This window comes from Marinobacter sp. NFXS11 (assembly GCF_040148675.1).
Classification (GTDB): Bacteria; Pseudomonadota; Gammaproteobacteria; order Pseudomonadales; family Oleiphilaceae; genus Marinobacter.
On sequence record NZ_JAGDDV010000003.1, the window covers coordinates 231,707 to 257,843 of the forward strand.

28 protein-coding genes are annotated in these 26,137 nt (G+C 56.4%); 9 read left to right on the plus strand and 19 right to left on the minus strand.

Annotated features, from left to right (window positions below; genetic code table 11):
* Position 1: 1 nt before the first annotated feature.
* The 4 genes from J3362_RS16700 to J3362_RS16715 all read right to left on the minus strand — a co-directional run bounded on the left by J3362_RS16700 (position 2) and on the right by J3362_RS16715 (position 3,469).
* Positions 2 to 928, minus strand: a complete 927-nt coding sequence (locus J3362_RS16700; RefSeq protein WP_349521263.1) for a M14 family metallopeptidase — start codon at positions 926 to 928, stop codon at positions 2 to 4.
* Positions 925 to 2,139 carry a serine hydrolase domain-containing protein gene (locus J3362_RS16705; RefSeq protein ID WP_349521264.1) on the minus strand — a complete coding sequence of 405 codons (1,215 nt, stop codon included), beginning with the start codon at positions 2,137 to 2,139 and terminating at the stop codon, positions 925 to 927. The genes J3362_RS16700 and J3362_RS16705 overlap by 4 nt, the downstream gene beginning before the upstream one ends.
* Positions 2,136 to 2,522 (minus strand): GFA family protein, encoded by a 387-nt coding sequence (locus J3362_RS16710; protein ID WP_041645078.1) that lies wholly within the window; start codon positions 2,520 to 2,522, stop codon positions 2,136 to 2,138. The genes J3362_RS16705 and J3362_RS16710 overlap by 4 nt, the downstream gene beginning before the upstream one ends.
* Positions 2,523 to 2,599: 77 nt before the next feature.
* Entirely contained in the window at positions 2,600 to 3,469 is an 870-nt protein-coding gene (locus J3362_RS16715) for a LysR family transcriptional regulator (RefSeq protein WP_349521266.1), read from the minus strand.
* Positions 3,470 to 3,563: 94 nt separating this feature from the next.
* Between J3362_RS16715 and J3362_RS16720 the strand changes: the two genes are divergently transcribed.
* Complete coding sequence (locus J3362_RS16720) at positions 3,564 to 4,067, plus strand: lactoylglutathione lyase family protein (RefSeq protein ID WP_349521268.1); 504 nt, start codon at positions 3,564 to 3,566, stop codon at positions 4,065 to 4,067.
* Positions 4,068 to 4,258: 191 nt separating this feature from the next.
* Here J3362_RS16720 and J3362_RS16725 read toward each other — a convergent pair whose 3' ends face one another.
* The gene (locus tag J3362_RS16725; RefSeq protein ID WP_349521270.1) at positions 4,259 to 7,234 is read right to left on the minus strand and encodes a DUF3857 domain-containing transglutaminase family protein; all 2,976 of its coding nucleotides are present in this window, start codon (positions 7,232 to 7,234) and stop codon (positions 4,259 to 4,261) included.
* A 139-nt stretch (positions 7,235 to 7,373) separates the two neighbouring features.
* A complete protein-coding gene (locus tag J3362_RS16730) occupies positions 7,374 to 7,841 on the minus strand; it encodes a hypothetical protein (RefSeq protein ID WP_349521272.1) in 468 nt (155 codons plus the stop codon).
* A gap of 265 nt (positions 7,842 to 8,106) precedes the next feature.
* Here J3362_RS16730 and J3362_RS16735 point away from each other — a divergent pair, with 265 nt between their 5' ends.
* The gene (locus tag J3362_RS16735) at positions 8,107 to 8,955 is read left to right on the plus strand and encodes an MOSC domain-containing protein (protein WP_349521274.1); all 849 of its coding nucleotides are present in this window, start codon (positions 8,107 to 8,109) and stop codon (positions 8,953 to 8,955) included.
* A gap of 121 nt (positions 8,956 to 9,076) precedes the next feature.
* Entirely contained in the window at positions 9,077 to 10,273 is a 1,197-nt protein-coding gene (locus J3362_RS16740) for an MFS transporter (RefSeq protein ID WP_349521276.1), read from the plus strand.
* Between the two features lie 36 nt (positions 10,274 to 10,309).
* Here J3362_RS16740 and J3362_RS16745 read toward each other — a convergent pair whose 3' ends face one another.
* The 11 genes from J3362_RS16745 to J3362_RS16795 all read right to left on the minus strand — a co-directional run bounded on the left by J3362_RS16745 (position 10,310) and on the right by J3362_RS16795 (position 17,386).
* Positions 10,310 to 10,558, minus strand: a complete 249-nt coding sequence (locus J3362_RS16745) for a DUF1272 domain-containing protein (protein WP_349521277.1) — start codon at positions 10,556 to 10,558, stop codon at positions 10,310 to 10,312.
* A gap of 76 nt (positions 10,559 to 10,634) precedes the next feature.
* Complete coding sequence (locus J3362_RS16750; RefSeq protein WP_349521279.1) at positions 10,635 to 11,006, minus strand: hypothetical protein; 372 nt, start codon at positions 11,004 to 11,006, stop codon at positions 10,635 to 10,637.
* Positions 11,007 to 11,222: 216 nt separating this feature from the next.
* Positions 11,223 to 11,528 carry an NIPSNAP family protein gene (locus J3362_RS16755; protein WP_349521280.1) on the minus strand — a complete coding sequence of 102 codons (306 nt, stop codon included), beginning with the start codon at positions 11,526 to 11,528 and terminating at the stop codon, positions 11,223 to 11,225.
* Positions 11,529 to 11,644: 116 nt separating this feature from the next.
* Positions 11,645 to 12,334, minus strand: a complete 690-nt coding sequence (locus J3362_RS16760) for a VIT1/CCC1 transporter family protein (RefSeq protein WP_349521282.1) — start codon at positions 12,332 to 12,334, stop codon at positions 11,645 to 11,647.
* A 127-nt stretch (positions 12,335 to 12,461) separates the two neighbouring features.
* Complete coding sequence (locus J3362_RS16765) at positions 12,462 to 13,028, minus strand: hypothetical protein (protein ID WP_349521283.1); 567 nt, start codon at positions 13,026 to 13,028, stop codon at positions 12,462 to 12,464.
* Positions 13,029 to 13,118: 90 nt separating this feature from the next.
* Complete coding sequence (locus tag J3362_RS16770) at positions 13,119 to 13,433, minus strand: hypothetical protein (protein WP_349521285.1); 315 nt, start codon at positions 13,431 to 13,433, stop codon at positions 13,119 to 13,121.
* A 79-nt stretch (positions 13,434 to 13,512) separates the two neighbouring features.
* On the minus strand, positions 13,513 to 13,857 hold the full coding sequence (locus tag J3362_RS16775; RefSeq protein ID WP_349521288.1) for a hypothetical protein: 345 nt from the start codon (positions 13,855 to 13,857) through the stop codon (positions 13,513 to 13,515).
* Between the two features lie 30 nt (positions 13,858 to 13,887).
* On the minus strand, positions 13,888 to 14,190 hold the full coding sequence (locus J3362_RS16780; RefSeq protein WP_349521289.1) for a DUF2004 domain-containing protein: 303 nt from the start codon (positions 14,188 to 14,190) through the stop codon (positions 13,888 to 13,890).
* Between the two features lie 106 nt (positions 14,191 to 14,296).
* Positions 14,297 to 15,622, minus strand: coding sequence for a group II intron reverse transcriptase/maturase (gene ltrA, locus J3362_RS16785; RefSeq protein ID WP_349521291.1), 1,326 nt, complete (start codon positions 15,620 to 15,622; stop codon positions 14,297 to 14,299).
* A gap of 473 nt (positions 15,623 to 16,095) precedes the next feature.
* Positions 16,096 to 16,764: a hypothetical protein gene (locus J3362_RS16790; protein WP_349521292.1), complete on the minus strand. Its 669-nt coding sequence runs from the start codon at positions 16,762 to 16,764 to the stop codon at positions 16,096 to 16,098.
* 142 nt (positions 16,765 to 16,906) lie between these two features.
* A complete protein-coding gene (locus J3362_RS16795; protein WP_349521293.1) occupies positions 16,907 to 17,386 on the minus strand; it encodes a cupin domain-containing protein in 480 nt (159 codons plus the stop codon).
* Between the two features lie 490 nt (positions 17,387 to 17,876).
* Here J3362_RS16795 and J3362_RS16800 point away from each other — a divergent pair, with 490 nt between their 5' ends.
* The 5 genes from J3362_RS16800 (at position 17,877) to J3362_RS16820 (ending at position 21,497) form a co-directional block, all read left to right on the plus strand.
* The gene (locus tag J3362_RS16800) at positions 17,877 to 18,902 is read left to right on the plus strand and encodes a T6SS phospholipase effector Tle1-like catalytic domain-containing protein (RefSeq protein ID WP_349521295.1); all 1,026 of its coding nucleotides are present in this window, start codon (positions 17,877 to 17,879) and stop codon (positions 18,900 to 18,902) included.
* A 97-nt stretch (positions 18,903 to 18,999) separates the two neighbouring features.
* Positions 19,000 to 19,332, plus strand: coding sequence for an SMR family transporter (locus tag J3362_RS16805; protein ID WP_014576437.1), 333 nt, complete (start codon positions 19,000 to 19,002; stop codon positions 19,330 to 19,332).
* 24 nt (positions 19,333 to 19,356) lie between these two features.
* Positions 19,357 to 20,100, plus strand: a complete 744-nt coding sequence (locus J3362_RS16810) for an SGNH/GDSL hydrolase family protein (RefSeq protein WP_349521296.1) — start codon at positions 19,357 to 19,359, stop codon at positions 20,098 to 20,100.
* A gap of 207 nt (positions 20,101 to 20,307) precedes the next feature.
* The gene (locus J3362_RS16815; RefSeq protein WP_349521298.1) at positions 20,308 to 21,090 is read left to right on the plus strand and encodes a DUF5602 domain-containing protein; all 783 of its coding nucleotides are present in this window, start codon (positions 20,308 to 20,310) and stop codon (positions 21,088 to 21,090) included.
* 161 nt (positions 21,091 to 21,251) lie between these two features.
* Positions 21,252 to 21,497, plus strand: coding sequence for a hypothetical protein (locus J3362_RS16820; RefSeq protein ID WP_349521300.1), 246 nt, complete (start codon positions 21,252 to 21,254; stop codon positions 21,495 to 21,497).
* A gap of 112 nt (positions 21,498 to 21,609) precedes the next feature.
* Here the strand turns inward: J3362_RS16820 and J3362_RS16825 are convergent, their stop codons facing one another.
* Together J3362_RS16825 and J3362_RS16830 are read right to left on the minus strand one after the other, a co-directional pair.
* A complete protein-coding gene (locus tag J3362_RS16825) occupies positions 21,610 to 23,268 on the minus strand; it encodes an acetolactate synthase large subunit (RefSeq protein WP_349521301.1) in 1,659 nt (552 codons plus the stop codon).
* A gap of 58 nt (positions 23,269 to 23,326) precedes the next feature.
* The gene (locus J3362_RS16830; protein ID WP_349521302.1) at positions 23,327 to 24,940 is read right to left on the minus strand and encodes an FAD-dependent oxidoreductase; all 1,614 of its coding nucleotides are present in this window, start codon (positions 24,938 to 24,940) and stop codon (positions 23,327 to 23,329) included.
* Positions 24,941 to 25,028: 88 nt separating this feature from the next.
* On the opposite strand from J3362_RS16830, the gene J3362_RS16835 reads away from it, so the two are divergent.
* Positions 25,029 to 26,042, plus strand: a complete 1,014-nt coding sequence (locus J3362_RS16835; protein ID WP_349521304.1) for an AraC family transcriptional regulator — start codon at positions 25,029 to 25,031, stop codon at positions 26,040 to 26,042.
* Positions 26,043 to 26,137: the final 95 nt, after the last annotated feature.

The window sequence follows — 26,137 nt, forward strand, 5'->3', positions numbered from 1 at the left end:
CCTATTGAGAGTGAGTAAGCCCATAGTCGATGGCAGCACACACCGCCGCGGCCTGCGCGGCATTGCATTGCTCGGGGGTTACACGGGGGCTGTCGGGATACACCTCGGTGGTGGTCCGGTAGGGAGCGCGGGTCATGCCAGCGCACAGGCCCCACTGCGAGAGCGGATACTGGATCACGCCCCGGGCAACGACTGGTGAGCCGAAAATCTCGCCTTTCTCGTCGGCCGGTGCAATGTGCGTCACCTGCTCCACCGCCTTGATCAGTGCCTGCTGGAAATCCGGCTGCGGGTTTTCGCTATCGTCCACCACATAGAAGCCATCAGGAATGCCGGCCGGCTCGAAAGGCTTGCCATCGCGGGCGGCCAGCGCCGGGCGGAACTCCGACTCGTCAGTGTCGGTGGTCTCGTGAAGATCCACATGAATCAACGTACGCTCGCGAACCGGCGCAACCAACCGCATGAGGGCGGCCGACTCTTCCGCGGGACTGCCGTCATGGAACGAGCGGTTCGGATCAATCGCATTCCGGTTCCAGCGATGAATGCGCTCGTACGCCCAGGGGCTGACACAGGGCGCAACCAGAAGGTTCACGCGCCCGGCATAATCCTCCGCGTGCTTATCAAGGAACTCAAGCGCGCCATGAACACCGCTGGCCTCATAACCGTGAACGCCGCCGGTGATCAGCACCACGGGCAGGTCGTTGTTCCAGTCGCGGCTGCGAATCGCCATCAGCGGATAATAATCCGGGCCGTAATCCAGCCCGCCGTATTCTTCCACATCAAACCGCGCGCCAAGGCGCTCGATCACACTCAACACCTCCGCCTCGTAACTGCGCTGACGGGTTTGCCGTGACAACCACTCGGCGCGCTCTGCATCGCCCCAGGGCGTGCCGGGGGTGCCGATTGGATACGGTGTTGAATCTGTGTTCATAGCAGCGCTCCGTTAACGATCGCCCGCAGCTCCTGACGGATCGGGTAGGTGGACGACGGAATCAGTTGCGTCATGAAAATCATCACCAGTTCCTCAACGGGATCGACAAAAAAGTTGGTACTCGCAAGGCCACCCCAACCGTATTCACCAACCGATCCGTTGGTCTGGGATTTGGCGACGTCCGTTTTTACCGAAAAACCCAGACCAAAGCCAGTCCCGGCAAACGGTGTCTCGCTGAATGCACCGACAGACAGGCCCGGCAGGTCCTGATTGCCGGGCAGATGGTTACGGCACATGAATTCCAGAGTTTTTCGACCAATAATCCGCCGCCCCCGGAACTCGCCACCCTGACACAGGGCCTGGGCGAAGTGGAAATAATCGTCGATGGTGGAAACCAGCCCGCCACCGCCGGACATGAACTGGGGCTTGCGCCGGAAGGGAGAGGTCTCGGGGTCATCCTGCAGCGTGAACTGACCTCCGGCCTGGTACTGATAGCAGGCAGCGAAGCGGTCAAGCTGATCATCCCGAACATGGAAGCCGGTGTCAGTCATATCCAGAGGCTCAAAGATATGCTCCCGCAGATACTCATCAAACGGCTTGCCCGACAGCAACTGCACCAGATACCCCAGCACATCCGTACTGACCGAATAGTTCCAGGCTGTGCCCGGGGAAAACTCCAGCGGCAGCTCTGCCAGGTGATCGGCCAGGGCTTCCAGCGACATACTCCGGCTGCCATCCAGCCTGAGTTCGCGGTAGGCAGCGTCAACGTTGGTGCGCTGCATGAATCCGTAAGTCAGGCCTGACATATGCGTGAACAGGTCGCGAATCGTCATGGTGCTGGATGCAGGCGTGGTCAGGAAGTTGGGATAAACCCCGCTTTTATAAATCCGCTGGTGTCTCCAGGCAGGAATATACTTGTGTACGGGATCATCCAGTAAAAACCGCCCCTGCTCATAAAGCTGCATCATGGCGATAGACGTGATCGGCTTGGTCATGGAATAGATGCGGAACACCGTATCCCGGCGGACCGGCTTGTTGCGCTCCACGTCCATCAGCCCCTGGGCTTTCACATAGGCAATCTCCCCTCGCCGGGCGACCAGTGTCAGCGCGCCAGGTAACTTCCCGGGCTGGAGATAGCAGCGGTCAAGATGGCGTTCGATGTTTGGAAGCTGTTCCGTAGACAGGCCTGCCACCTGTGTGAGTTCCGTCATTGCACGGGTACCTCTTCGAGCGCCTCATCCCAGGCTGCCCTGCTCGCCGTGAAAATATGCGCCGTTGGCTTGATGGAGACTTCGGTGTCCAGACACCCTGCTGGAACCACGAGCAACCCTTCAAGCTGAGTGCCTGGCAGTGCGGAACCACACAGCTTACAAAAACTCTTGCTGTGGCGAGTACCCGGAAGCGTGTAGGACGTCACGGCATCCTCACCGGCCAGCCACGTCAATTTGGCGGATTGCGAAAACAGATTGGCTGCATGCGCAGAACCCGTATCTTTTTGGCAGTGCTGGCAATGGCACAGGTAAAAGTTCTCGAAATCGCCTTCAATCTCAAATGTCACGGTGCCACACAGGCAAGAGCCAGAATGCGCTGTCATCTCAATCCCTTACTAAGCAGTTAATGGCAACATCACAGCTCACGCGAGTGGTGCAACGTGCCGAATTCCAGGTCGGTTCAAAGCCATTTTTTGGCTTCCGCAATTATAGTCCGCATTCTCGCCGCAAGTGCCCGGTGCCGTGGAACGCACAGATACAGCGTTTCACTCACCGGGGTAGCTAGACGATGAGCTCTGATGTGCTCACGCTTCTCGAAGGCTTCAACGGCATGGGCAGGCAGAACGGTAAATCCCAACCCCATACTGACCGGCTCCAGAATCAAACCAATCTGGTTTGAAAAGCCTTTCTTCGGAAACAGGTTACTGTGCTGAAACTCGGGGTAATTGGCACCAAGAAGCAAACTGGCGTGATGACTGCCATCTGGGTGGTCGATAAAGCCGAGGTTCATCAGCGTGTCCCAATCCGGTTCCTGGACGGTGGCCGGTGTTACCAACAGCAGCGATTCCTGGGCGACGGGCGAGCAGCTTACGTCGGCCAGCGTCGATCTTGACGTCATGAATCCGAGATCAACAGCGGACCCGGCAATGGCAGTTTCCACATCGGGATTTGGCGCAAACCGGTAATCGATTATCAGCTTCGGGTGTTTGCTCTGAAGCGCCAACAAATGTGGATAGAGCTTCAGCCCGACACTGCCCGGGGACATGATTCGCACACTACCTTCAAAGGGCGGGTCTTCTCCAACTGTCTGTTCAAGATTCGACAATGCGAAGAGGATGCTCTGCGCCTCGGTGTACAGCCTCTCTCCTGCACCGGATAGAGAAAACTGCTTGCCCTGCCTCACCAGCAACTCGGCGCCCAGTTGCTCCTCGAGTTTACGCACATGCTGACTAACGCCCGACTGTGTCATGTGAAGGCGCTCAGCCGTACGGGTGAAATGACCAACTTCCACCAGTGTGCAAAAGGTGCGCAGCCAGGTCGTATTTATCATTACATTCCATAATTTTTACGAGAATAAATGATAATTTTAAATGATCGATCAGCGAATGTAACCTGCTCTCAGTCTCAACAGAGGAGGACAGGACATGAACAACGTTTACCCAAGAAATTTCTCACACATCGGCATATCCGTGCCCGACCTTGAGCAAGCCGTAAAGTTCTACACAGAGGTGATGGGTTGGTACCTGATTATGGAACCAACCGAGATCGAAGAGGACGACAGCGCCATCGGAGAGATGTGCACCGATGTATTCGGCGCAGGCTGGGGCAGCTTCCGTATCGCTCACCTGTCAACAGGCGATCGAATCGGAGTGGAGCTTTTTCAGTTCAAGAACCAGACCAACCCGGAGGACAATTTCGAGTACTGGAAAACCGGGGTTTTTCACTTCTGCGTGCAAGACCCGAACGTAGAGGAACTGGCAGAGCGGATTGTGGCTGCGGGCGGTAAAAAGCGCATGGAGAAACCGCGCTACTATTACCCCGGCGAAAAGCCCTACCGCATGATTTACATGGAAGACCCGTTTGGCAACATCCTGGAAATTTACAGCCACAGCTACGAGTTGATATACAGTGCGGGGGCCTACCAATAAGTGCCAAGGCGTTTTAGTTTGGGGGCTTTCCGCTGCGGAAAGTCCTCCTGATTCAACAATCGTGAAACTGGGCGCAGAGGCTAACCAAAGCAAGACCGTGGTTGTAAGACAGCCGTACCGCCAAGCAGGATAACTATTTCGCAATCTTCAACGATACGAGAATACTTTGAATCTCTCCACGGCTTCCTCCATCAAGTTGCCAGCCGTGACTCAAGACTCTGAACAAAAGATTCGTCGCCGTCGACCGAAAGTACAAGCCAGAAAAAGGAGCCGTCCTTCAGGAAGACCTTGAGCATTGTCGATTCCAGAGCACCGCCTTTTTTAACCTCCAAATCAGCAATATCCTCATACCTTGCCTTGACGAACTGGAATCCACCAGTGTTGTCCTGCCAATACGAAAAAACACCCTCATTGGTGAGCGCATTGCCATCCTGCCTGAAGTCCCAAAGCGCGTCGGAATAAAACTTCAGGATTTCTTCTTGCGGACCAATAACCGATTGCCGGGATAAAAACAGTTTGAGATCAGCTGGGAGTTCCTCGCCTGAAACGACTTGGTCAGATGGAATGATGCGTAGTTCTTCAGCCACCATAAGGCCCATGATGAGCGAGAAAATGAGTGCAGCGGCTGCATGCCGCAGGCGCCAACGGGAGTTGAATGCAAATGCCTCACGGTTCTCCGGAAGTCGATTTACATAGTTCTGCAAAGGCAACAGACAGAGCGGCCCCAGTATCAATGTGACCAGCATCAAGAGCGCCGGGGTCTGGTCTGCACTCTGAATCAGTGAAAGCACGAAAAACGCTATCGCTAATAATGCGCACGATAGCGCGGCTAGTGGCAAATGGTAGCTGCCCACAGCATTGTTTCGCGCGTGGGCGAACAAACCGTAGCAGGTAATCGGGATAAACAGCCCACGTGCCCAGCTCCACAGGCTTCGGGAATCACGCTCGCTGATGTAGCGCCAATTACGGTACCCCCAGAAGACCTGATAAAGGCCGAGCGTAATTACACTGAGGGCAATGAACTTGGTGGATGAGACTGGATAATAGTGGCTTTCCAGATTGAGCTTTTTCTCACGACGCCGATCGATGATGTAATCGATGATAATGAGCAAAACCAGAAGAAAGAGCACACCGGCTAAAATGCTGATGATCATCATGCGATGATCTTCCTCCTCGGCTACTAGCTGCGGCATCGGTTCCTGCAGTCCGTAGTAGCTCAGAGTCTTCAGCTTTTCGATATCCGAGTTGTAGCGGTTGATGTCCTGCGCCGGCACAAAGTCAGTCTTCGACTGGTATCGATGGGTCACTTCCAATCGATAGCTATTGAAGGAAACCTCTCGCTCGTAGCGGAAATAGGGGTTGTCCACAACCTCATGTTCAGCGGGCAGAGACCAGCTTTCATCGAGGCCCTGCACGACCCATTTCTGTTGCACGGTGATGGGGTGGTATTGATGATAGGGATCGCTTCGATTCTGATCCTTCGGTGGCACGGCAAAATCGTCTATCTGATCTGCTTCCAACCAAAGGGTTTGTGTGAAGCCCCCCTCATCAGTGCTCCATAAATCTGCCACTCGATAACGCTCATCGATGACAATCTGGTTTTTTCCGGTCCGATCGACGTAGGCAGGCTTCTGGATGACTTCCAATTCAGGAAAGAGCGACTCGTAATAACGGATGTATTCCTGCTGAAACTCATCACCGCCCTGCGCCACGCGGCCACGCATGGTCGTTGCTTCGTCTCCACTCATCTGCGTTTTGATGTGCAACGCGAGAGGCCGATCGCGATCCTTTTGCAGAAACAGTTTTTGTTCAATATCGAGTCGGGGTGTCGTCTGCGTCGACGAATCGGGGTAATGGGACGTGATGCCGTTATTCTGCCCGTCAAGAACCAGGCCAGCGCCAAAGTCGGCCAGGGTCCGGCGATTCAGAGCGCCTCTCTGATGAGTGTTGGTGCCATCCACCCAATAGAGTGAATCACCGATGTGAGCCTGGGTAATAACATGGTCAAACGCGAAAGGCGAGGGAGCGGACTCGGCGACTTTGTGCCGAAGGTCGGTATTAACCAGAACGGGGTGGGCCGTAATGCCCATTTGGCCAAGGAGAGTATTGAGCAGCAGCGTTTTATCTTTGCAGTCACCAAAGCGGCGCTGCAGAACTTTTTCAGGGGGGCGGGGTTGATAGGAATGCGCGCCCATCTCTATGCCGACGTAACGAATTTCCCGCTGTACAAAATCCAGAGCGGCCTGCAGGCGTTGCTCTGGTGCCTGATGCTGTTGGGCGATGGTCTCGGCGATTTCCCGGACCTCCTCCGATACCGGGGTAGACACGGCATACAAGGGAGCGGCCCATTGCTGCACATCTTCCCAGCTCTGGAATTGACTCACACTCACAAGGGCGACCGGGCGATACCAGCTGGGCGTACCACCTTCGACTGGCCGGGCCTCCGTCGCTTCCTGACGCAGGACATATTCCACGGTTCCAGTTTCAGCAGTGCGGGTGAATCGGAAATTCGGAGACGAGGGCTGAATGTGCAGCGGGCTGCCCTCGTCGGCCAGAAAACGTAGCCGGTGCCGAAGCACCGGTACCTGCCATTGCAACGAGTAATGGCCAGAAAAACGACCATCAAAAACGGGGTTGTTACCCTCCAGGCTATAACTGTATTCCACGACGTCACCGACGCGGAGATCCTCCAGTATCAGGTGAGCCGTTAGCGAGCCGTCGTATATTTGCCGCTCAAGGTTGGACTCACGCTGGAGAATCTGAAACTGGGCTTCATCCAGACGATCGATGACAAGGTCACCGCGGTGAATCCTGAGGCTGTGGAAGGACAATGATTCATAGTCGGGATCGAACACAACGGAAAGCGAGGACAGCTCCCGAAGGCCCTCTTCATTGCGGATCTGGCTGGCAATTCGAAAGTACTGACGAGTCTTTGCGTCCCGCAGATCGGTTTGAAGGTCGTAGAGCAGGTACTCCACTCCGCCTAATCCCACTCCTCCGGAAGGTTCGGACGGTGGGATCTCCATATTGGTGACCCAACCGGGCTGGGCCCGTTTGTTGATCGTCGCCGACTCGGAGACAGCGTTGCCGGAGACCAGGAACCATAAAAGCAGAAACAAGAGGATGCCGCCCTGTGAGCCGGGTCTTGGAATCGACAGGCCTTTCATATGTTGAAACTCTTAGTGTTTTTTTAGCAGGGCCCGCGGCGGCAGCCACGCGCTGTCATTCAGACCGTTTGGAGTCTAGCACTTCAAAGTACTGATTGAGCGGGATCTGTTTCTCATTGGGGGCACGTGCATGGCCAAGTTATGCCTTCGCTCGGATAGCATGGATATCCTCGATATCCACTGGACGTGAGAGCAAGGTCTTATACTGGACCAAGTCGTCCTTCAACATAAGGGGGAGATTCAGACCCAGCAACTGCACCGTCGCATAGCGAGAAAAATCTATATTGAGCGGAACCCAGGTCTCGTTGCCTGCATCAAAGATTTGTGCACCGTCGGCATTACCTACCTCCACTTTGACACCCTCATATTTGAACTGAACGTAGGTCAGGTCCCAGCCCTCCTCTTGGCGGGGCGCAGCCGCTTTGGATATAAACGGCTGCCCTGCCTGAACGACAGACGAAAAGTGCTCCCCAGGGACAAAGAGATCAATGTCATGCAGATCGCGCTGAGAGCCATATCCCCTTGCGGCGAGCCCGCCACAAATGAGGAAGGGAATGTTCCTTTCCCTCAGTAGCGACACAATCCACTCGGCGGCTGATTGATGCACGCTCTCTCCTTTCGTGCTTGAAGCTGAACACAGCAGTGCGGCACGCAGTTGATGCCCCGTTGAGGGCTTATTTGTAACCGTTGATTCTTAGCTTCAGCTTAGACATTTGCCTCCTGGTTGCAACGCTCTCTTCCCGTAACGTTAAGCTCATTAGCGACTGGTAGCTCAACGCCACGCCCCTCGAAGTAGTTTGGTGCATGGGTCATATGACGTATGGGCCATGGCTTCTCCCTGATTTACTTTGATTGCGGATAAGGAGGAAGCGATGATCAGGATTGGGACCGTCTCGTCCATTTGGCGATACCCTGTAAAAGGAATGGCTGGCGAATCGTTAACACGGGCAGATATCGGATCAATGGGTGTTTCCGGAGATCGGGTTCTCGCTGTTCAGGACGTCGCCCGCCAGGAGATTCAGAGCTGCAAGTTCCGCCCGGAGTTGTTGCAGTGCCGCTGCAAGGCCGTTGGTAACGCGGAAACCGTCGAAATTCTCTTTCCGGATGGCGAGGTCAAACTAAGCTCTGATCGCGATGTGAATGACAAAATATCCCAACTGGTAGGCCACAAGAGCAAGCTGCAATCGTTACGCCCCAAAAGTGACGCGGAGTTCTATCAGCGCTTCAAGCGCGATGATCATTCCTGGCTGACTGAATTGAAAGCGACCTTCGCGAGGGAGCCCGGCGAGCCACTGCCTGATCTGGATAATCTGCCTGACGAGATGCAAACCTATGTCTCGTTACTCGGGACTTTCTTCCTGGTGTCCCCGTTTCACATCATCACCACCGCCAGCCTCAATCATATGCGATCAATCCACCCCGGCCCCGACTGGAACGTAGAACGGTTTCGGCCCAACCTGATCATTGAGACGTTGCCGGAGATATCTGGATTAGCCGAACAGGAATGGCTCGGGCGCTCGCTGGTAATTGGTGACGTCACCATAAAGCTCGGTGAAGCCGCCCCACGTTGTGGAGCCGTGGTGAGGAAACAACGGGGCTTTTCCGAGGATAGAAGCATACTGCGCAGTATTGTGCGTGATGCCGACCAGAACCTCGGAGTGTACGGTGATATCCTTGCCGAAGGTGCCATCCACGCAGGCGATCAAGTCTACCTCGTGTAAAACTGGAGAACCTTGAGAAGAGCGGTTGAACGATTGTCTCTGATATCGGGATGCTTCGATTCCGCCCAACGCATCTGATAGTGTAACCGACTCTTCAATCACCGTTCATTGGAACTCTGGCATGGCCCCCTCCAAGCAGAACCCCTGGCTTCCGCTACTCATATTCCTGGGCGCGGCCTTTACCTTCAGTGTGACCATGATCGGCACCACCATGCCGACACCGCTCTACCCCATCTACCAGGACAGGTTCGGCTTTTCCGATCTGATGATCACCATCATCTTTGCCGCCTATGCCTTTGGTGTGATCGCCGCACTGGTCATGACAGGCCGCTGGTCTGATCAGATCGGCCGCCGGCCAATGCTGTTCGCGGGCCTGGCTTGTTCCATCATCAGCGACCTGGTGTTCTGGCAAGCCAATGGGCTGGGAATGATACTCACCGGCCGGGTGCTGTCCGGGCTGTCTGCAGGGATTTTCACGGGCACGGCCACGGTGGCCGTCCTGGAACTGGCTCCGCCTCACTGGCGGGAAAAGGCAACCTTCTTTGCCACGGCGGCGAACATGGGCGGGCTTGGCCTCGGGCCCATGCTTGCCGGTGCGCTCTCCGAGTATCTGCCCTGGCCACTGCACCTGACCTTTCTGGTGCACTCGGCCATGGCCCTGCTGGCCGTATGCTGCATCTGGGCAGCGCCGGAGACCGTCTCGAAACCCGCTCGACCAAAACTGACCATCCAGCGCCTGAGCGTGCCACCGGAAGTTCGCGGCGTGTTCATTCCCGCCGCCATTGCCGGTTTTGCCGGCTTCGCCATGTGCGGCTTCTTCACCTCCATCGCCCCGGCGATGATGGGCAAGGTCCTGGGCTATGACAACCGGTTGCTGATCGGTGTTGTTGCCGGCAGCATTTTCATCGCCTCAACCATTGGCCAGTTCCTGCAAGGCGCCCTGCCGCTGCGGCTGCGCCTTCCCCTGGGCTGCGTGTCTCTGATGCTCGGCGTGATTCCGATAGCACTGGGCGTCTATACCCAATCCCTCGCCCTGTTCATAACCGGGGCCGTGATTGCCGGCATGGGCCAGGGTATTTCATTCCGGGCCGGCATGGGCGCAATCGCCTCAGCCAGCCCCACTGCGGAGAAGGCCGCCGTAACGTCCGCCTTCTTTGTTGTGGCCTATATCGCTATCTCGGTGCCGGTGATCGGCCTGGGCGTGATGGCAACCGTGACCAGCCTGACGACAACCGGAATCAGTTTCGCCGCTGTGATGGGATCACTGGCGGCGCTGGCATTGGCACTGTTGATTCGGCGGGAACGGGCAGAGGCGTGATAAGGCCGGCAAACGGCCGCGTACCACTGCGACTGGTTATGAATTGGCGCTGCAGCCGCCGGCCTTAAGGACACGTTTGGTTGACGCTGGATATTTACCAAGCAGTGACGCAGGGCGAATCGGACGGGGTGAAAAATTACCACCACAGTTGGGGCATTGGTTACCCAAAATACCTGATGCGCACAATTGGCAGAACGTGCATTCGAATGTGCAGATGACTGCCTCACTGGAGTCCGGTGGCAAATCCTTGTCGCAGCACTCGCAATTGGGCCTTAATTCGAGCATCGAGTTCTCCCTGCTAATTCATAACGCCGCCAGCATGCGCGGCTTTGTCGTGCAGTGATGAGAAAATATAGCTGATCTAGCGCTCCCCGACCCATTTCCCGTCAACATTAATAATCTTGCACGGATATTCAGCTTCGTGTTTTTTGTTATTTTTCTGACAATCTATCAACGAGTTCTCTATCGCGTACTTGATTGAGGTTCTATTTGACTTCCAAGACCAGGATCCCACATCTGATTGAGCAAAAGCCTTGTGCTCGGTGGCATGGACATATCCCTCGCGGTATGACTTCAGCGCCTGATTCGTCATGAGAGAATCCTCACCAACGGCCTTTTGTTCAAAAAACGGCTCGACGATTTCGCCAGTGTCTGGTGTTGTAGGGATGGGTTCTTGATAGGTGGCACAGCCAACCAGCAGAGGAATAAATACGACGAAGATTCCCTTTCTCAAAATTGACTCCTTTATTGATGATAAGGCCGAGCAAGGTGCTCAATGTGAGCTGCGAAAAAAGCCGAATACCAGTTTTCTCGCCCACGTTTCAGATCTTCTTGATACATGGACTGATCCCTGTCTTTAGAAATTAATGCTTGCGTAAAGGGCGCCCGACTCGGAAGTCCGGTGGACGGCCCATAGGGACGGACCAGACTTAATGTACTTGTCACAAGCTCACTCAAAAACTGGCCTCATAAAACTGCGCTCACAGCTTATTACACAACGAGTCTCTTCGGCGTATTTGAATGCGGCTTGGCAGTCCGAGTCTTTGAACGAGGCCTCTCGGTATTTCTCATAGGCTGCCAATGACTCGAACGTGAATAATGCAATTGCGATATTGTTGGCACCCTCTGAAGGCAAAAAATACCCATGATGCTGACCGCCAAACTTCTGAACCAAGGGTATCCACATTTTCGAGTAGCGCTCGAACTCGGCGGTTTTGTATGGATCAATGACGTATTTCAGATAGCAGGAAACCACCTGAACTCCTTTTCAGTTGGCCTTGTAACGCCGCGCTCTGCGGCAAATTTGGAGCGCAGCAGCAAATTTGTCCGACAGCAGCGCCTTGTTAGGCGGAAAAATGCACCGCCAGCACATCATACGGCCACCCCGAAAAGCGCACCGACCCCAGCCGTCAAAGCCATTGCCAATGCCCCCCAAAACGTAACCCGAGAGGCAGCCTTAAAAACAGGAGCGCCGCCGACTTTCGCTGACAATGAGCCTAGCAAGGCAAGGAAAAGCAGTGAACTGCCGGGGACGGCCCACATAAGCAACGACGCTGGAAACAACAGGACGACGCATAGGGGAAGGGCCGCACCTAACGAGAATGTGCCTGCCGATGCAAACGCAGCCTGGATTGGACGGGCAGTAGAGACTTCTGAAATGCCAAGTTCATCGCGGGCATGCGCGCCCAGTGCATCCTGTTTCATCAGTTGACTTGCTACTGTGTCTGCGAGCGCCCGGTCTAACCCGCGCCTGACGTAGATCTCGGCAAGCTCCGCATGCTCTTGTTCAGGCGCATCAGCCAGCTCGGCCTTCTCTCTAGCAAGATCGGCCCCCTCGGTGTCGGCTTGAGAGCTGACTGACACGTACTCACCTGCTGCCATAGACATAGCGCCAGCAACTAGACCAGCAACGCCTGCAACCAACACAGCCTTGGAGTCCGCCCCTGCCGCCGCCACACCCAGGACCAGGCTTGCAGTAGATACAATCCCGTCGTTTGCACCAAGAACTGCAGCACGCAGCCAGCCGATCCGTTTTGTTCTGTGCCGTTCAGAATGCTTCATGCGAAGTCCAAATATAAAGGTGGGCAGCAGCGCCTAACGCTTTTGTTCAGCGGCCTTTGCGTAGCGAAGCGCAGAAAAGGCCGTCCGGTGGAGGCCCGCTAGGGCCGGAACGAACTGGAATGACTGGTTATGGATTGTCACCCTCCAAGCGAGCCGCCAAGGACAATGCAATATCAATGTAAGCCTCGACGTGCATACCCCGGACGTCAAAGTCTTCTGTATGAGCTGCCTCGTTGCGCAGCTTTCTTAATTGATTGAACTGATGGTATTGCTGCGAATCAAAGACCTCTCCCTTCAACATCTTTTGAAGCTGAAGAGGACTTCGGACTGACCGCCCTTCATCGTGAGGATAGAGCCTTGCTGCCTTTTTCGCCGCTGCTGCTTCAAGAATTCGGAATGACTCAATTACCGCAGACCTAGGAGAAATATTTGCCAAACGCACCAGAAAATCGAATTCATCTCTAAACTCATCTGACCTGGGCAACTCAATTGCAGCACCCCCGGTTGCTTCACGCTCCTGAACCAACTCGGTCACACCGTCAGCGAACTCGATCTCCGTTTCCTTGTGCTTGAATTTCTTTAGCCGAGGGAGAAGCTCCGCGATCTTGTCGCGCAGTTGGTATATAACGATGAGCACGACCGCTGGCCATGCCAAAGTATCGATAATTTGCGCAACGAACGTCTTCCAATCCATAGCTACTTATCCATAACGCGGAGCGAAGCGGCGGCCCGTCAGGGGCGTCCGACTTACGCGGCTTGTTAAAAACGAAGCAGGTGGATTGATTCAACCCGAGTTTTGCACCAAAAAAACTCCGAGCCCAATCATGCTACCTAAAAAACCCCCAAAGCTGGCGATAAAATAATCAAGTGCCTGCATTGGCATAGCTATCCCCCCGCCCTCACCTAATACCTCACTAGGCAACGTAGTCAAACAAGCCAAGATTAAACCTGACGACAAAGCCAGCGCGAATATGCCTGCCTTCCAATCCCATTTACTTGCTTGAATCAGTCCAAGCACCACTAAACCATAGAAAGCAGTCGCAGCAGTGTAGAAGAGAGGATATTCCCCAAAAGCAGCCACATATTCATTAAGATACAAAATATCATTCCCTTGAGATTGGCAACATCAGAACGTCTGCGAGCCCCGCGCCGGACAAGCGGTGAACTTGAGCAATTTGTTAAGTCTTTGCGCAGAGCTTGGCATAAATCACCTTACGGGCTGTTTCTGACTGCGAATTGTCAAACCGCTCAAATAGGCCAAAAAAATACAGTCTCTCGTTCATAGTCAGTCCGCCGATGCCTTCTATGGCCTCTTTTTTGAACGTTGACCAGAGGTGATACAGGTGACTATGCGTTTCCTTTCTCTCAATCCAGGAATTACCAAAGAATCGCTCAATTGAATCTGCTAGCTTGGTGGCATCAGTATCGTCCTGCTTCCACTCTGAAAGATGCTTTGCTAGACGAGCAACCACCTCATCATCTGAGAATCGTTCAACTTCCTCGATATATTCGTCGTAGTTCATTCGTACATTTAACATTTGTTTAGGTGGAGGCTAACTCTCCATGACGATTTCTTCGACTTGCCCATCGTCGTCGAATGACACACTAACCACGTAATCCGTCACTTCATCAGGAAGAGTAAAGTCGTATACCTCTTCGTCGTCCCATTTTTGTCTGAGGACCAGTAGCCCAATTATTTGCACATTGGATGGTGCAGAGATTCCAAGATGCTTCTGCCAATAACTCTCGGGAAGCTCTTCCAAGTGATGCGAAACAAACCCATCAATTCCGTACTCGCCCGCTTCGGTGCCGGCTGATCGTTTGATAGCTTCGAGAGCTTTCTTCTGACTGCTCATAAATACACCTAATCGGGATAGGGAGGCTCCTCACGAAGCCCCTCCTCCCACATCACCGGGCATACGGATCACGTACCGCGGCGATTCAGTGACTTGATTCAATCCTCTACCGAGCCGCCAGTTCCGGCAGCCCATAGCTCCGGAAGATTCGGGCCGGCAATGCCTGCGCCAAGGCCGGTGAACGGCTCAGACGCCACGGGCCGTGAGCGGATTTCGCGGTGTTCCAGGCCAACTTGACCGAGACGCCCCGCTTTCTCAGCTCACGATACCCTCTTCGGCCCCATTGCTTCCACACGTAACATCTCATTCTCCGCCGTATCCACTTGTCCAGATCTCGCAGCGGGCTCAGCACTTCGGCTTCGTCGAAGTACGCTTTCCAACCAAGCAGGGTCTCTTTCAGATCTGCGATCACCTGGGCCAGAGAGTGGCCCCGTGTTCGGCGGCTCAGTATCCGGATCTGGGTTTTCAGCTTGGTGATGGCTTTGTCAGCCACTTTCAAGCGCTGCCCTTTCCGGCTGAGGGTGAAGCCCAGGAAGCTTCGCTTCCAGGGCCGGTCTACCGCGCTCTTTCGTGCATTCACTGTGAGCCTCAGCGAGTCCTCGATAAAGCGCGTCAGACTCACCATCACCCGCTCTCCTGCACGGTGACTGCCCACGTAGATCTGGCAGTCATCCGCGTAGCGGGTAAAGTGCAAGTTGCGCCGTTCCAGCTCCCAATCCAGCTCATCCAGCACCACATTCGCCAGTACCGGAGACAGTGGCCCGCCTTGCGGCACGCCCTCGGGTGTCGGGGCTTTGCGGCTGTCGATCTGTACACCTGCCTTCAGGTACCGGTTGATTAACCTGAGCAGCGGCTGGTCCGGCGTGTGCCGTTTCAGACGTGCCATCAAGCGGTCGTGATTTACCCGATCGAAGAAAGCTTCCAGGTCCAGATCTACCACCCAGCTGCGACCTTCCCGGGCGCAGCGCTGTCCGTATCGGACGGCTTGATGCGCAGAGCGTCCCGGACGGAAGCCGTAGCTGTGTGGGTGGAAGCGGGGTTCCCAATCCTGCTGGATAATCTGAGCGATTGCTTGCTGGATAAAGCGGTCCAGCACCGTCGGGATGCCCAGAGGGCGGGAACCGCCGTTGGCTTTGGGAATGGTGACCCGACGGACCGGTTTTGGTCGGTAGCTCTGCTGGAGTAACTGTTGCCGGATCTCCGGCCAGTGTTGGCGCAAATAATCCGGCAGTTCATCCACGGTCATGCCGTCGATGCCCGGCGCTCCTTTGTTACGTCGAACCTGTTTCAGGGCGCGATTGAGGTTGTCCCTGCTCAATACACGCGCCATCCACGGTGAGGGTTGAACGGAGTGCGAGTCTTCCCGATTTCCGGCAACGGGTTCATCCCCTGGAGACTCCAGGGGCAGCGCTAGCTGCTTTGCGGATGCCATCCCGTTTCCCTGCACGGACTCTCGACTCCTGTCTCTGTTCGGGCCTTCGGTTCACGGGCGAACCTACTATGCCCTCTGCTGATTTCTGCCACGCGATCAGAGACGATCGCTCGTCTCTCAGTGGGTCCGTCCACACGCGGCAGACCTCCCGGGGTAAGGCACAGAGCTTTCACGGCGTGAGCGCCCGATTTATAAAGTACATCCCGGTCGCAGAAGGAGGGCTTCGCGGTCACGTGCCCGCTCGCCCCGGATGTACCACACCTCGTATCGGGTTCCTGTTCGTCGCCCCGCCGCTTTGGATTAGGCTTCCTCCAGACCCCACCTCGCGATGACGCCCTTGCCCTTCTCCTAGCCTTCGGCTCTGCGAACACCTGGCAGGAGGACTTTCACCTCCCTAGTTCTGTGCCATGCCCGGCACACACGCCAAGCGAAGCGGCGGCTGACGGCCGTCCGCCTTACGCGCCTTGTTAAATTCATCTGAAACGTATCTCACAGGATTTACCCTGGTTGTATTCGCTAAATCTGATCTTCAGCGGCTTTTGTTTGTACTCCGGCTTGTCGCTAAAAAAACAGTTCAATCGAACACCGTACAGCTGCACCTGCATGCCGATTGTTCTCCCATCCTTCTCTAATGGCGCAATCGATACGACCTCAACTATCTGAAATTCTTCTGACACTGCCATAGAAACTTCAAGCCTCAGAAAGTCAGTAACCGCAGGCTTTGAAAAAACCAACGCTGCGAGTGTCTCTGGTGCGATCGCGGACGGATACTTAAAAAACTCGAACAGGCCCAGATAGGTTTTTAGCAACCATCTAGAAAAGCGATCTACATCGACATCTTTTCTGTGTGGACTGAACTTCTTTGCAGTCGAATTTCTGCGCTTGGCGGATAGCTCCAGACAGTATTTCAGTGCCTCACCAAAGCGGATTGCCTCGTCGTCATACACTGACAGTTGCTCGTTGTGTTTCTTACACAAACACTTTTTTGTTAGCGAAGCCTTTGCGATTTCCTTACTTTCACCACCGAGAAACGGAGCATTTTCCACGAATAGCGTTTTATCGCTGAACAACCCCTTGGAGATGTAATGCTCCCTCGACTGGGTTGAGCTGCATTCCGATACACCTTTGGCCCAACACTTCATGGTAGCTTCCGAAATTTAACGCCTGAGCTCAGCGGCATTTGAGGCGACGCCCGTTTTTGCGGCAGCAAAAATGGGTGGCGGGTCAAATGTCCGCTGCAGCGATTTGTTAGGCGCGCGTCGAAAAGGACGCCGAACAGGCTTGCTACTCGCTCTCGCCGTCATAGTAATCAGTACCAGACTCTCGCTTCGTTATGTGCCAAAGCGGTTTGCCGAATGCACCCGAGACCGCGAGAATCTTGTCTGAATCTGGATAGCTCACGACGTCCACGTTTTCATTGTTGGAGATAACGACATACCGCAAGTCTGAATCGGATGTATTGATGATTTGATGGGCATCACCGAGACCCGAGCCGATTACATCTCCACCGCGGATTGGCTGTTCAGTGTCGTTCTGACGCAGAGTTCCTTCCCCCTCTAGAATGATGCACATTTCTTCCATCGTTGAATGGGCGTGGTAAGGGAACGCACATTTGCCTGGAGGGACGACGAAAAGGCCGCAGCCTAGTTTCTTGAGGCCGAGCATCGCACCGATTCGGGCATGTTTGAACTGGAATTTTCCACCATCACCTTTGCTGCTGAAATTCGCAGCATCCAAGTTCGTAACAACTTTCTCATTAGTCATTTTCCACGCTCCCGCAATGGTGATGGGTACAAGGTAGCACTAAACGCCTAACAGCTAATTATACGAATGCGTTCGCATATCACCCGTTCGTAAAACTCCATTCAAACGCGCTCAAGAAAAGGCGGATTTCTCTCGTAAAACAGCATCTTGAGCGCCAATTACCACGGTTACCGCCGGAGTTATACGCCCTCTTTTGAGACACTCCTGCTCCTACCGAGGGCGTATAACTCCACCCATCCTTTTCCATCTTTCCAACCCTATCAGATAGTTACCGACATTTCTCATGTGACATCTGGAGTTCTGCGAACGCGTGCGTATAACTCCAGCGCCCGGCGCCTCGGCACTACCCTCCCACTCACATACCTGAGATACTCATCTATGCCCACCAAACAGGATGTACCGGTCGTTTCCATGCGCCGGAGGGTGGGCAAGGTTGCTCTCCATTCAACTGGCGGGGCACGGGGAAACAAAACGACAGGAGGTCACTCCCATGAAACGCATTGCTGTCTGCTTTGATGGCACCTGGAACCGCCCGGAAGAAGTCCTGGGTGAGGACTTTCCCACCAACGTTCTGCAATTTGCCCGCGCCATCCGGCCTACCGACGGTAACGGGGTGGAGCAGGTGGTGTTCTACGACTGGGGCATTGGCTCCTACCACGATTCACTCCGCGCCGGCGCCACCGGGTACGGGCTGGAGAAGAACGTGATGGACGGCTACCGGTTTCTGGTGCACAACTACGAGCCCGGCGACGAGATTTTCCTGTTCGGGTTCAGCCGCGGTGCCTACACGGCCCGCAGCCTCTGCGGGATGATCAATAACTGCAGCATTCTGCGAAAAGAACACGGCAGCCGGATCGAGGAGGCCTTCAAGCTCTACAAAACCAAGAAGCACAAAGCCAACGGCGACCACTCCATGGCCTGGAAGGCGAAATATTCGCTGGAGCAGCGCACGCCCATTCGGTTTGTTGGGGTGTGGGATACCGTGGGCGCCCTGGGCCTGCCGTTTACTTTTTTCGGACTGATCAAGGATCGGGACCTGTTCTACGATTGTAAGATCGGCAGCAATATTCGCGTCGCCCGCCACGCGCTCTCGCTGGACGAGCAGCGGGAGGATTTCGAGCCCACGCTCTGGGAGCCGCGAGACGGCACCGATCTGGCTCAGGTGTGGTTTGCCGGGGTGCACTCAGACGTCGGCGGAGGTTACGAGCCAGACAAGCAGGGTCGCACCCTGGCGGACATCCCCCTGCTGTGGTTGAAAGAAGAAGCGCAAAAACACGCCCTGGTGTTCAACGATTCCCTGCCCGCCGTAACCCACGCCAACGCCGAGCAGCACAATGAGTACAAGGGCAAGTACAAGCTGCTGGGCAAGCTGGTGCGCGAGATACCCCCGACCGAGACCAACCGCACTTGGGTGCATCCCAGCGTGAAAGAGCGCTATGCCGGCGGCTACCGCAGCGAGCCGATTGAGCAGTACAACAAGCTCCACGGCCAATGGCCACCGCTCTGGCCGGGATGAGCCCGCGCGTTATCGGCCTGGTTTTTGATAGACTCCGCAGCCACAGAGTGCCGTTCGATCTTGCCGGGCGGTTGTTCAACAATGGGGGCTGTAAGTTGTGAAGAGCTGGATTTTTCTGGGCGTTGCCATCGTAGCGGAAGTGATTGCCACCACCGGCCTGAAAGCCAGTGAAGGGTTCACCAGACTGTGGCCCAGCCTGCTGGTGATTGCCGGCTATACAATTGCCTTTTACTTCCTCTCGCTGACCCTGAAGGAAATTCCCGTAGGCGTGGCCTATGCCATCTGGGCGGGGATGGGCGTTGTGCTGGTGGCACTTATCGGCTGGCTGATTTACGGGCAGGCTCTGGATGCCGCCACTGTGATTGGTATGGCGCTGATCATCACCGGTGTTGCAGTGATCAATCTGTTTTCCAAGTCAGTCGCTCACTAACCTGACGGTATAATCGGAGCCCCCATGCATCTCCCTTTCTGGCTGACTACTGCCCTGCTCTTTCCGGTACTGCTCTACCAGGGCAAGCAGGCGCGCCGCACAACGCCCAGGTTGCCGGAGGCCGGAGGCTCTCCGTGCGGTCAATACGGTGAAGGTGCTCCCGCCAGGCGAGTCCTGGTAATTGGCGAATCCACGGCGGCCGGTGTCGGTGTTGGAACCCACGATCAGGGCCTGGCCAGCCAGTTGGCAAGGGAAATCCGCGAGCGCACGGGCCAGACCATTGCCTGGCATACCTTCGGGGTCAACGGCATCCGGCTCGGGGCGTTGATTCACAAGCTGGAAACCGCCGAGTTGCCAGAGGCAGATGTCGTGCTGTTAAGCATGGGGGTGAACGACACCACGGGCTTCACGCCCCGGTTTCGTTTCCGCCGGCAGTTGCGGGCATTGCGCCAAATGCTGGCACCACGGTATTCGGGGCCTATTCTGCTTTTGAGCGTGCCGCCGATGCATCTGTTCACGGCACTGCCTTCGCCGCTTCGGCATGTGATGGGATGGCGGGCCCGGCAGCTGGATAAGCTCTATATCCGCCTTGCACAGCAGTTTCCCAAAGACTTCAAGCACCTGAAGTACCCGGTGGTCACGGATCCGGCGCTGCTTGCCAGTGACGGTTATCATCCTGGCAAGCGGGGCTACCAGTACATTGCTGAGGCACTGGCAGACAAAGCTATCCCGGAGCAACTTTTCAGTAGCGATAGCCAGGCCAACTGATATAGTAATCAGATCCAGCCAAATCCCGTTCTGGTGGTAGTAGGGAGAAGCGTGCAGACAGGAAGCGCGTTTTACTGCTGTCAGCCTAACCTGCCAAATCCGATCTCCTCTGAGTCAGCCCGAAGGGCTATGGCCTAACGGCCTTGTGAATCGCTTTCTAGCCTAACTAGTTCTGCCGCAGGGTCTCTGTCATTGAGGAGTGATGAGATGAAAACTGCTCTTTGTCTGTTCCGATCCAGCCTTTCCGTCGCTACGGTGTCCTGCTTTGGTTATGCCAATGTCGCCATCGCGGCCGACCTGCAGGTTTTCACCGGAGTCCCGGTCGCCGTCGGTAACGGCACAGTACGCGTGGAAGTCACGACAAACGGGATGAACGAACCTGAATCTGTGTCTATCATTATGACCAAAGAGGCGCTTCAGGGACTGCCTGCTGTTCAGGGCGAGAGAATGGTCTGGGAGTTCTCATTACCCATGCCGGACGCCGGCCCGCAAACCGGCTACGATCACGTTCTCCTTGACTGGAACCCTGCTGGCCATATCCCGGAAGGGGTTTACAACGTTCCCCACTTCGACGTGCATTTCTACCTGATCAGCAATGGTGAGCGTGAAGCGATTACCTTCCATGGCGAAGGCCGTGAATTGGCCATGGCGGCACCAGACCCGCAGCTGATTCCGGCTGGTTATGTCATCCCTCCAGATACGGCCGTGGACAAGATGGGAATGCACGGCCTGGACCCTGCCGGGCATGAATTCCATGACCAACCGTTCAGCCACAATTTCATCTACGGCTATTACAAAGGCGAGCTGATGTTCGTTGAGCCGATGGTATCGCTGGCTTTTCTGGAGTCGCTTCCGGAGATGACCTCACCGGTAAAGCAACCCCAGCGGTATAGCTACCCGGCGTGGTACCCGGCGACCTATCGGATTGGATTTGATGCTGTGAAAAGTGAATACACCATCGCGCTCCAAGATCTGGAGAGGTCTGACTGAGGATCCGGCAAGAATGCACTTCAGGATCTCATTACGAATAACCTGTGCATTTTTTGACCAAGGGGCTAAATTAAGGAATGTGCCGATCCTCGGCACATTCTCCGGCATAAGCATTAACGTTCCGGAAAGAACGATCCAGTACCTCACGGAAGGATATTCTTATGGCTTATGTGACAATTGATGGCAACAAATATGAGAAAGAGCTCATTGATCTGGCGGTAAAACACACCACGGGTCGGGGCGAGGGCAAAATCTCAGTCGACGAAGCAAAAGACCTGTTCAAATCCGCCAAGGATGGACAAGGCGTTACAGATACAGAAATGGCAACGCTGAAGTATATTCGTGGAGCTTATGAGTTTACCGATGCGGGTGCCAAAGCATTCGATGCGGAGCTCTCCAAGCTCTGATACACCCGGCTGAGCGGGACCGTTGAGCCCCAGTAAGCCAAGGGCCTGTCTCCTCCGCAGTAGACAGGCCCGCTTTCTTCACCCAATTGAATGTAGGCGTTCGCCAATCCTGTTAAGGCGCAAGCTTGCGCTTCAGCGCCCGGGAAACTGATACCGGAAGGCTGGGTAGTGCCCGCAGCATCCAGGGCAGTACACGGCGTTTCACGCCACTGAGTGACTCGGGAATCATGGCCTCTATCACGTGCGGCCCGGGCATTCTCTGGGCGTATTCCAGGGCCTTTGCCATTTCCTCAGCGGTGTGTACCCGCACGCCGTGAACGCCCATGCCGTTAGCCATTTCCGCAAAGTTGATCACCGGGCCCCGCAAGTCCAGCTGGGATTTGGCTTTCTCCCCGGCCTCTTCGGCGCCGACCCGCTCCAGTTCGATATTGAGCACTGAATAGGAGGCGTTGTTGAAGATGATGGAGGTGACGTTCAGTTGCTCCCGCGCCATGGTCCATAGGGCCTGGATGGTGTACATGGCGGTGCCGTCGCCAATCAGGGCGATGACCGGCCGGTCCGGGCAGGCCACGGCTGCACCCACGGCATTGGGCAGACCCTGGCCGATGGCGCCGCCGGTGAGGGTGATCATGTCGTGGCGGGGCGCGCCGGCGGTCATGACCGAGAGCATGAGGCTGGAGGTGATGCCCTCGTCAACGATGATGGCGTTCTCGGGCATCAACTCGCCTACCGCTTTGCAGACTTTCTCGGCAGTCAGCTTGCCCCGGGGCCGGCCCGGTCGCTTCTCTGGCTGGAGCTTCGGCTGCGCCTGGCTGGCGCCAACGGCGTCATTGAGTTTGTTGAGGCTGGCCAGAATATCCTGGTCCGGGGCGGCCAGGGTGTGTACCCGGCAGGTATCCGGCACCAGGTAGCTTTTCTTTCCGGGATAGGCGAAGAAGGAAACCGGCGCCTTCGAATCCACCAGGATCAGCTGCTCTATATCGGTAAGCTGCACCGTAGCGAGTTCTGCCAGGTAGGCGATTCGTTCGATGTAAGGCAGGCCGGCACCCCGCTCCATGCGGGTGGGGAAGGTTTCCGCCAGCAGGGTAACGCCGCTGTGGGCGGCCAGTTTGGCAGCCGCCAGCATGCTGGGCTCTCGCAGGGAATGGCCGCCCATCAACAGGGCGGTTTTCTTGCCGGAGCGGATGGCCTTGGCAATGGCCTCTACCGTGGCATCGTCTGCCGGCTCCGGTGTCGGCGGTGCCATGGGCGCGCTGGGCACACCGCCCTCCCCCCAGGACACATCGGCCGGCAGTATCAGTGTGGCCACCTGCCCGGGCGCGGTGCGAGCGGCGGCAATGGCTTCGGCGGCGTCCTGGCACAGGATTTCGGTGCTCTTGGCCGTGCGCACAAACCCCGGGGACACGTTGCGGGCAACGGTCTCGATATCAGACTGTAGCTGGGCATCGTATTTCACGTGGTAGGTGGCGTGGTCGCCCACAATGTTCAGCACGGGCACCTTGCCCTTGCGGGCGTTGTGAAGGTTGGCCAGGCCGTTGCCCAGCCCGCAGCCCAAGTGCAACAGGGTGGCGGCAGGTTTGTCGGCCATGCGGGCATAGCCGTCGGCGGCGCCGGTGGCGACGCCTTCGAACAGGGCAAGCACAGCCCGCATTTTGGGCTCGTCATCCAGGGCAGCCACAAAGTGCATTTCACTGGTGCCGGGGTTGCTGAAGCAGACCTCAACACCGGCATCCACCAGGGTTTTCATCAGGGCTTGAGCGCCGTTTGTCATTGTTGTTCTCCAAGCTTTCCGGGTTCGGGGTTTTGGTTATGTGTTTTGCCCACAGGATTCAGCCTCCGGCTACGATGGCCCGCACAGCCGCCCGGGCTGTCATGATGCAGCCGGGCAGGAAGGTGCCTTCCAGGGAACGTTTTCCGTTCGCACCGCCGCCACCAAAGCCGGCGGCCTCGCCTACACAATACAGGCCTTCGACAGGCTGCCCATGGGCGTTCAGGATGCGGCTCTGCAGATCGGTTTGCAGGCCACCCAGGCTCTTGCGGGTAATCAGCTGCATGCGGATAGCGATAAACGGGCCAGCGCCGGATTTCTGGAGCGGTTCCGGTTTGCAGGTGCGCAGGCGGTCTGGCTTCCATTCCCGGGCGTGCTGGATCATCCGGATCTGGGGATCGTCATGGAGACTGGTGCCTGCCGCGAAATTGGCATCGAAAGCATCGGCGGTGGCCTTGAGTGTTGCCGGGTTGATGTCGTTGGAGCAGGTCAATGCGTTCATCTTGCCGGCCAGATCCGTCAGGCTGTCTGCCACCAGGAAATCCCGGCTTTCATGCTGCATCTGCCGAATCAGGGCGTGGTTGCCCAGCAACAGCTCTTTCACAAACTGGGGGAACTGTTTATCCCGGATGCGGGCATTATGCTCGGCGCCGGAGATGGCAAATTCCTTGGCGGCGATGCGCCAGTTGAGCAGATGCCAGGTCCAGGGCTTTTCCTGTTCCGCCACGCGCTGGCACAGCCAGTGGGTATCGAAGCCGGTCACCAGGGGTTCCGGGCCAATCCGCTCGCCACGGTGGTTCAGCCACAAGGCCGACTTGCAGGGAATGGTGGACAGGCCGTGGCCGGGAAAGTGGGGGTACGGATGCGGGAAGCCAGCCGCGTAATTCCACATTTCGCCAGCGTGGGTAATCCGGCCTCCGAGGGTGTCGGCCACCCAGTGATGCATGCGGCCATCGGCATAGGGGTGGGCACCATTCAACATGCGGGTGGGCTGTGGGCGATCCACCGGCCAGTTGGCCCGGCATTCCTTGTGGCTGCCGTTGATGCCACCAGTGGCCAGAACCACGGCCGACGCCGCGAAGCGGACTTCCTCACCGGTGGCTTCGTTGATGGCCAGGGCGCCGCTGACTTTTCCCGCTTCGTGGTCCAGTTCGGTAATGCGATGCTGGTGCAGGAGCGTGAGCTTGCCGCTGGTGTTCTCCCGGTGCAGCGCCGTCATCAGGCAGCGGACCAGTTCCCGGGCAGTGCCCCACACCACATGGTAGCGGGGCAAACGATTACCATCGCCAAAGCGCCCACGCTCAACCCAGTTCACAGCCGGCAAAAACTTGATGCCTTCGTTGCTGAGCCAGTCGTAGACCTCGGAGCATGAATGCTCCACGTAGTAACGGGCCCATTGCAGGGGCAATTCATCGTCGGGGGCCAGCTCGCCAAAGCTGAGCCAGTCTTCCAGGGCAATCTCCGGTGTGTCGGCAATTTTCATGCGTTTCTGAAGTGGCGTACCCACCAGCATCATGCCGCCAAAGGCCCACAGTGCCAGGCCACCCATCCGCTCTTCCGTATCCCGGTCTGCCAGGGTTACGGACTTGCCGGCGCGCAGGCCTTCCAGAGCCGCGACAATACCGGCCAGCCCGCCGCCGACCACCAGAATGTCTGAGGAAATCACCTTAGCCATATCGCATCCGACCCGATTGCAATGAGTTGTCAGGTTTAAAGATATACCGGTACCATGGCTTTAAAATTGACTTCAGAGGCCAACAAAATTGACGTTAGAGGCCACGGTTTCCATTGGCTGGGTTAACACCGTCATCGGTGCTGCCGAGAGGCTGTCTTTAAACGCCAACCAACTGCTGGCAGAAGCCGGCATTCCGGAAGCCGCCTGCGAACTGGAACGCTGGCCGATCGACGATATTACCCGGCTCTGGCACGCCGCCGAACGCTGCACCGGCGACCCGGGCTTTGGTTTGAAGGTGGGAGCGGAGTTCTCCCCGATGAGCATCAGTGGCGTGGGGTTTGCGCTGCAATCTGCCGCAACACTGCGGGAGGCCATCGTGATGGTGCAGCGTTTCCAGCGGCTGATCTCCGATGGCGGGCGTTTCCAGGTGGTCGCCGGCAATGCCGCGACCTGGCTGGTTTACCATCCCCGCCAGGGCCGGCTGGCATTCAGTCCCCACCAGATCGAGGCGGTGCTGGCTTCGGTGGTCGGCTTTGGAAGCTGGGTTACGGGCACCCGGATGCAACCGGCCAGGGTGCAATTCAGCCAACCCCGGTTGGGACCGTTGGCCGGTTACCAGACTGTATTCAATTGCCCGGTGGAGTTCGAGCAGGCCTTCAGCGGTGTACAGATCGACAATGCCGTTCTGGACCAGCCCCTGCCCCAGGCGGACCCCCAGCTTGCCCAGGTGCACGAGCGCTACACCAATGCCCGCCTCGCCGCCCTCTCCATCAACAGTGCCTCAGTGCCGGAAATACGCAGATGGCTCACCGCTCGCATCGGGCCGGTTCTGCCCCGCCGGGCAGACGCAGCCGGGGCCCTGGGCATCAGCGAACGCAGCCTGGCCCGGCGGCTCCGGGAACAGGGCCAGACCTTCGATGGGCTGGTAGACGACGTGCGCCGTGAAAAGGCCCTGCACGCGGTCGGTGATTCCAACGCTTCCCTCCCGGAAATCGCCGAAGCGCTGGGGTTTGCCGAGGTAAGTACGTTTTACAGGGCATTCCGGCGTTGGACGGGCATGCCACCGGTGCGGTGGCGCAAGCAGGAAAACCTGACAGAGTAAATCTCCTCAGGCTGGCGCAAATGGTCATTAAGGTGTCACGTCACTGACACTGCATTGTCACCTCTCAGGATTAGCGTTGCATTGTAAGTCGCAAT

What these genes read in the sequence shown, in the direction of transcription:
- J3362_RS16825 (WP_349521301.1), bottom strand. Translation starts at nt 23,268, where the DNA reads ATGACAAACGGCGCTCAAGCCCTGATGAAAACCCTGGTGGATGCCGGT.
- J3362_RS16725 (WP_349521270.1), bottom strand. Translation starts at nt 7,234, where the DNA reads ATGAAAGGCCTGTCGATTCCAAGACCCGGCTCACAGGGCGGCATCCTC.
- J3362_RS16780 (WP_349521289.1), bottom strand. Translation starts at nt 14,190, where the DNA reads ATGAGCAGTCAGAAGAAAGCTCTCGAAGCTATCAAACGATCAGCCGGC.
- J3362_RS16700 (WP_349521263.1), bottom strand. Translation starts at nt 928, where the DNA reads ATGAACACAGATTCAACACCGTATCCAATCGGCACCCCCGGCACGCCC.
- J3362_RS16775 (WP_349521288.1), bottom strand. Translation starts at nt 13,857, where the DNA reads ATGAACTACGACGAATATATCGAGGAAGTTGAACGATTCTCAGATGAT.
- ltrA (WP_349521291.1), bottom strand. Translation starts at nt 15,622, where the DNA reads ATGGCATCCGCAAAGCAGCTAGCGCTGCCCCTGGAGTCTCCAGGGGAT.
- J3362_RS16830 (WP_349521302.1), bottom strand. Translation starts at nt 24,940, where the DNA reads ATGGCTAAGGTGATTTCCTCAGACATTCTGGTGGTCGGCGGCGGGCTG.
- J3362_RS16735 (WP_349521274.1), top strand. Translation starts at nt 8,107, where the DNA reads ATGATCAGGATTGGGACCGTCTCGTCCATTTGGCGATACCCTGTAAAA.
- J3362_RS16820 (WP_349521300.1), top strand. Translation starts at nt 21,252, where the DNA reads ATGGCTTATGTGACAATTGATGGCAACAAATATGAGAAAGAGCTCATT.
- J3362_RS16710 (WP_041645078.1), bottom strand. Translation starts at nt 2,522, where the DNA reads ATGACAGCGCATTCTGGCTCTTGCCTGTGTGGCACCGTGACATTTGAG.
- J3362_RS16800 (WP_349521295.1), top strand. Translation starts at nt 17,877, where the DNA reads ATGAAACGCATTGCTGTCTGCTTTGATGGCACCTGGAACCGCCCGGAA.
- J3362_RS16720 (WP_349521268.1), top strand. Translation starts at nt 3,564, where the DNA reads ATGAACAACGTTTACCCAAGAAATTTCTCACACATCGGCATATCCGTG.
- J3362_RS16815 (WP_349521298.1), top strand. Translation starts at nt 20,308, where the DNA reads ATGAAAACTGCTCTTTGTCTGTTCCGATCCAGCCTTTCCGTCGCTACG.
- J3362_RS16705 (WP_349521264.1), bottom strand. Translation starts at nt 2,139, where the DNA reads ATGACGGAACTCACACAGGTGGCAGGCCTGTCTACGGAACAGCTTCCA.
- J3362_RS16795 (WP_349521293.1), bottom strand. Translation starts at nt 17,386, where the DNA reads ATGACTAATGAGAAAGTTGTTACGAACTTGGATGCTGCGAATTTCAGC.
- J3362_RS16760 (WP_349521282.1), bottom strand. Translation starts at nt 12,334, where the DNA reads ATGAAGCATTCTGAACGGCACAGAACAAAACGGATCGGCTGGCTGCGT.
- J3362_RS16715 (WP_349521266.1), bottom strand. Translation starts at nt 3,469, where the DNA reads ATGATAAATACGACCTGGCTGCGCACCTTTTGCACACTGGTGGAAGTT.
- J3362_RS16790 (WP_349521292.1), bottom strand. Translation starts at nt 16,764, where the DNA reads ATGAAGTGTTGGGCCAAAGGTGTATCGGAATGCAGCTCAACCCAGTCG.
- J3362_RS16745 (WP_349521277.1), bottom strand. Translation starts at nt 10,558, where the DNA reads ATGCTCGAATTAAGGCCCAATTGCGAGTGCTGCGACAAGGATTTGCCA.
- J3362_RS16810 (WP_349521296.1), top strand. Translation starts at nt 19,357, where the DNA reads ATGCATCTCCCTTTCTGGCTGACTACTGCCCTGCTCTTTCCGGTACTG.
- J3362_RS16765 (WP_349521283.1), bottom strand. Translation starts at nt 13,028, where the DNA reads ATGGATTGGAAGACGTTCGTTGCGCAAATTATCGATACTTTGGCATGG.
- J3362_RS16740 (WP_349521276.1), top strand. Translation starts at nt 9,077, where the DNA reads ATGGCCCCCTCCAAGCAGAACCCCTGGCTTCCGCTACTCATATTCCTG.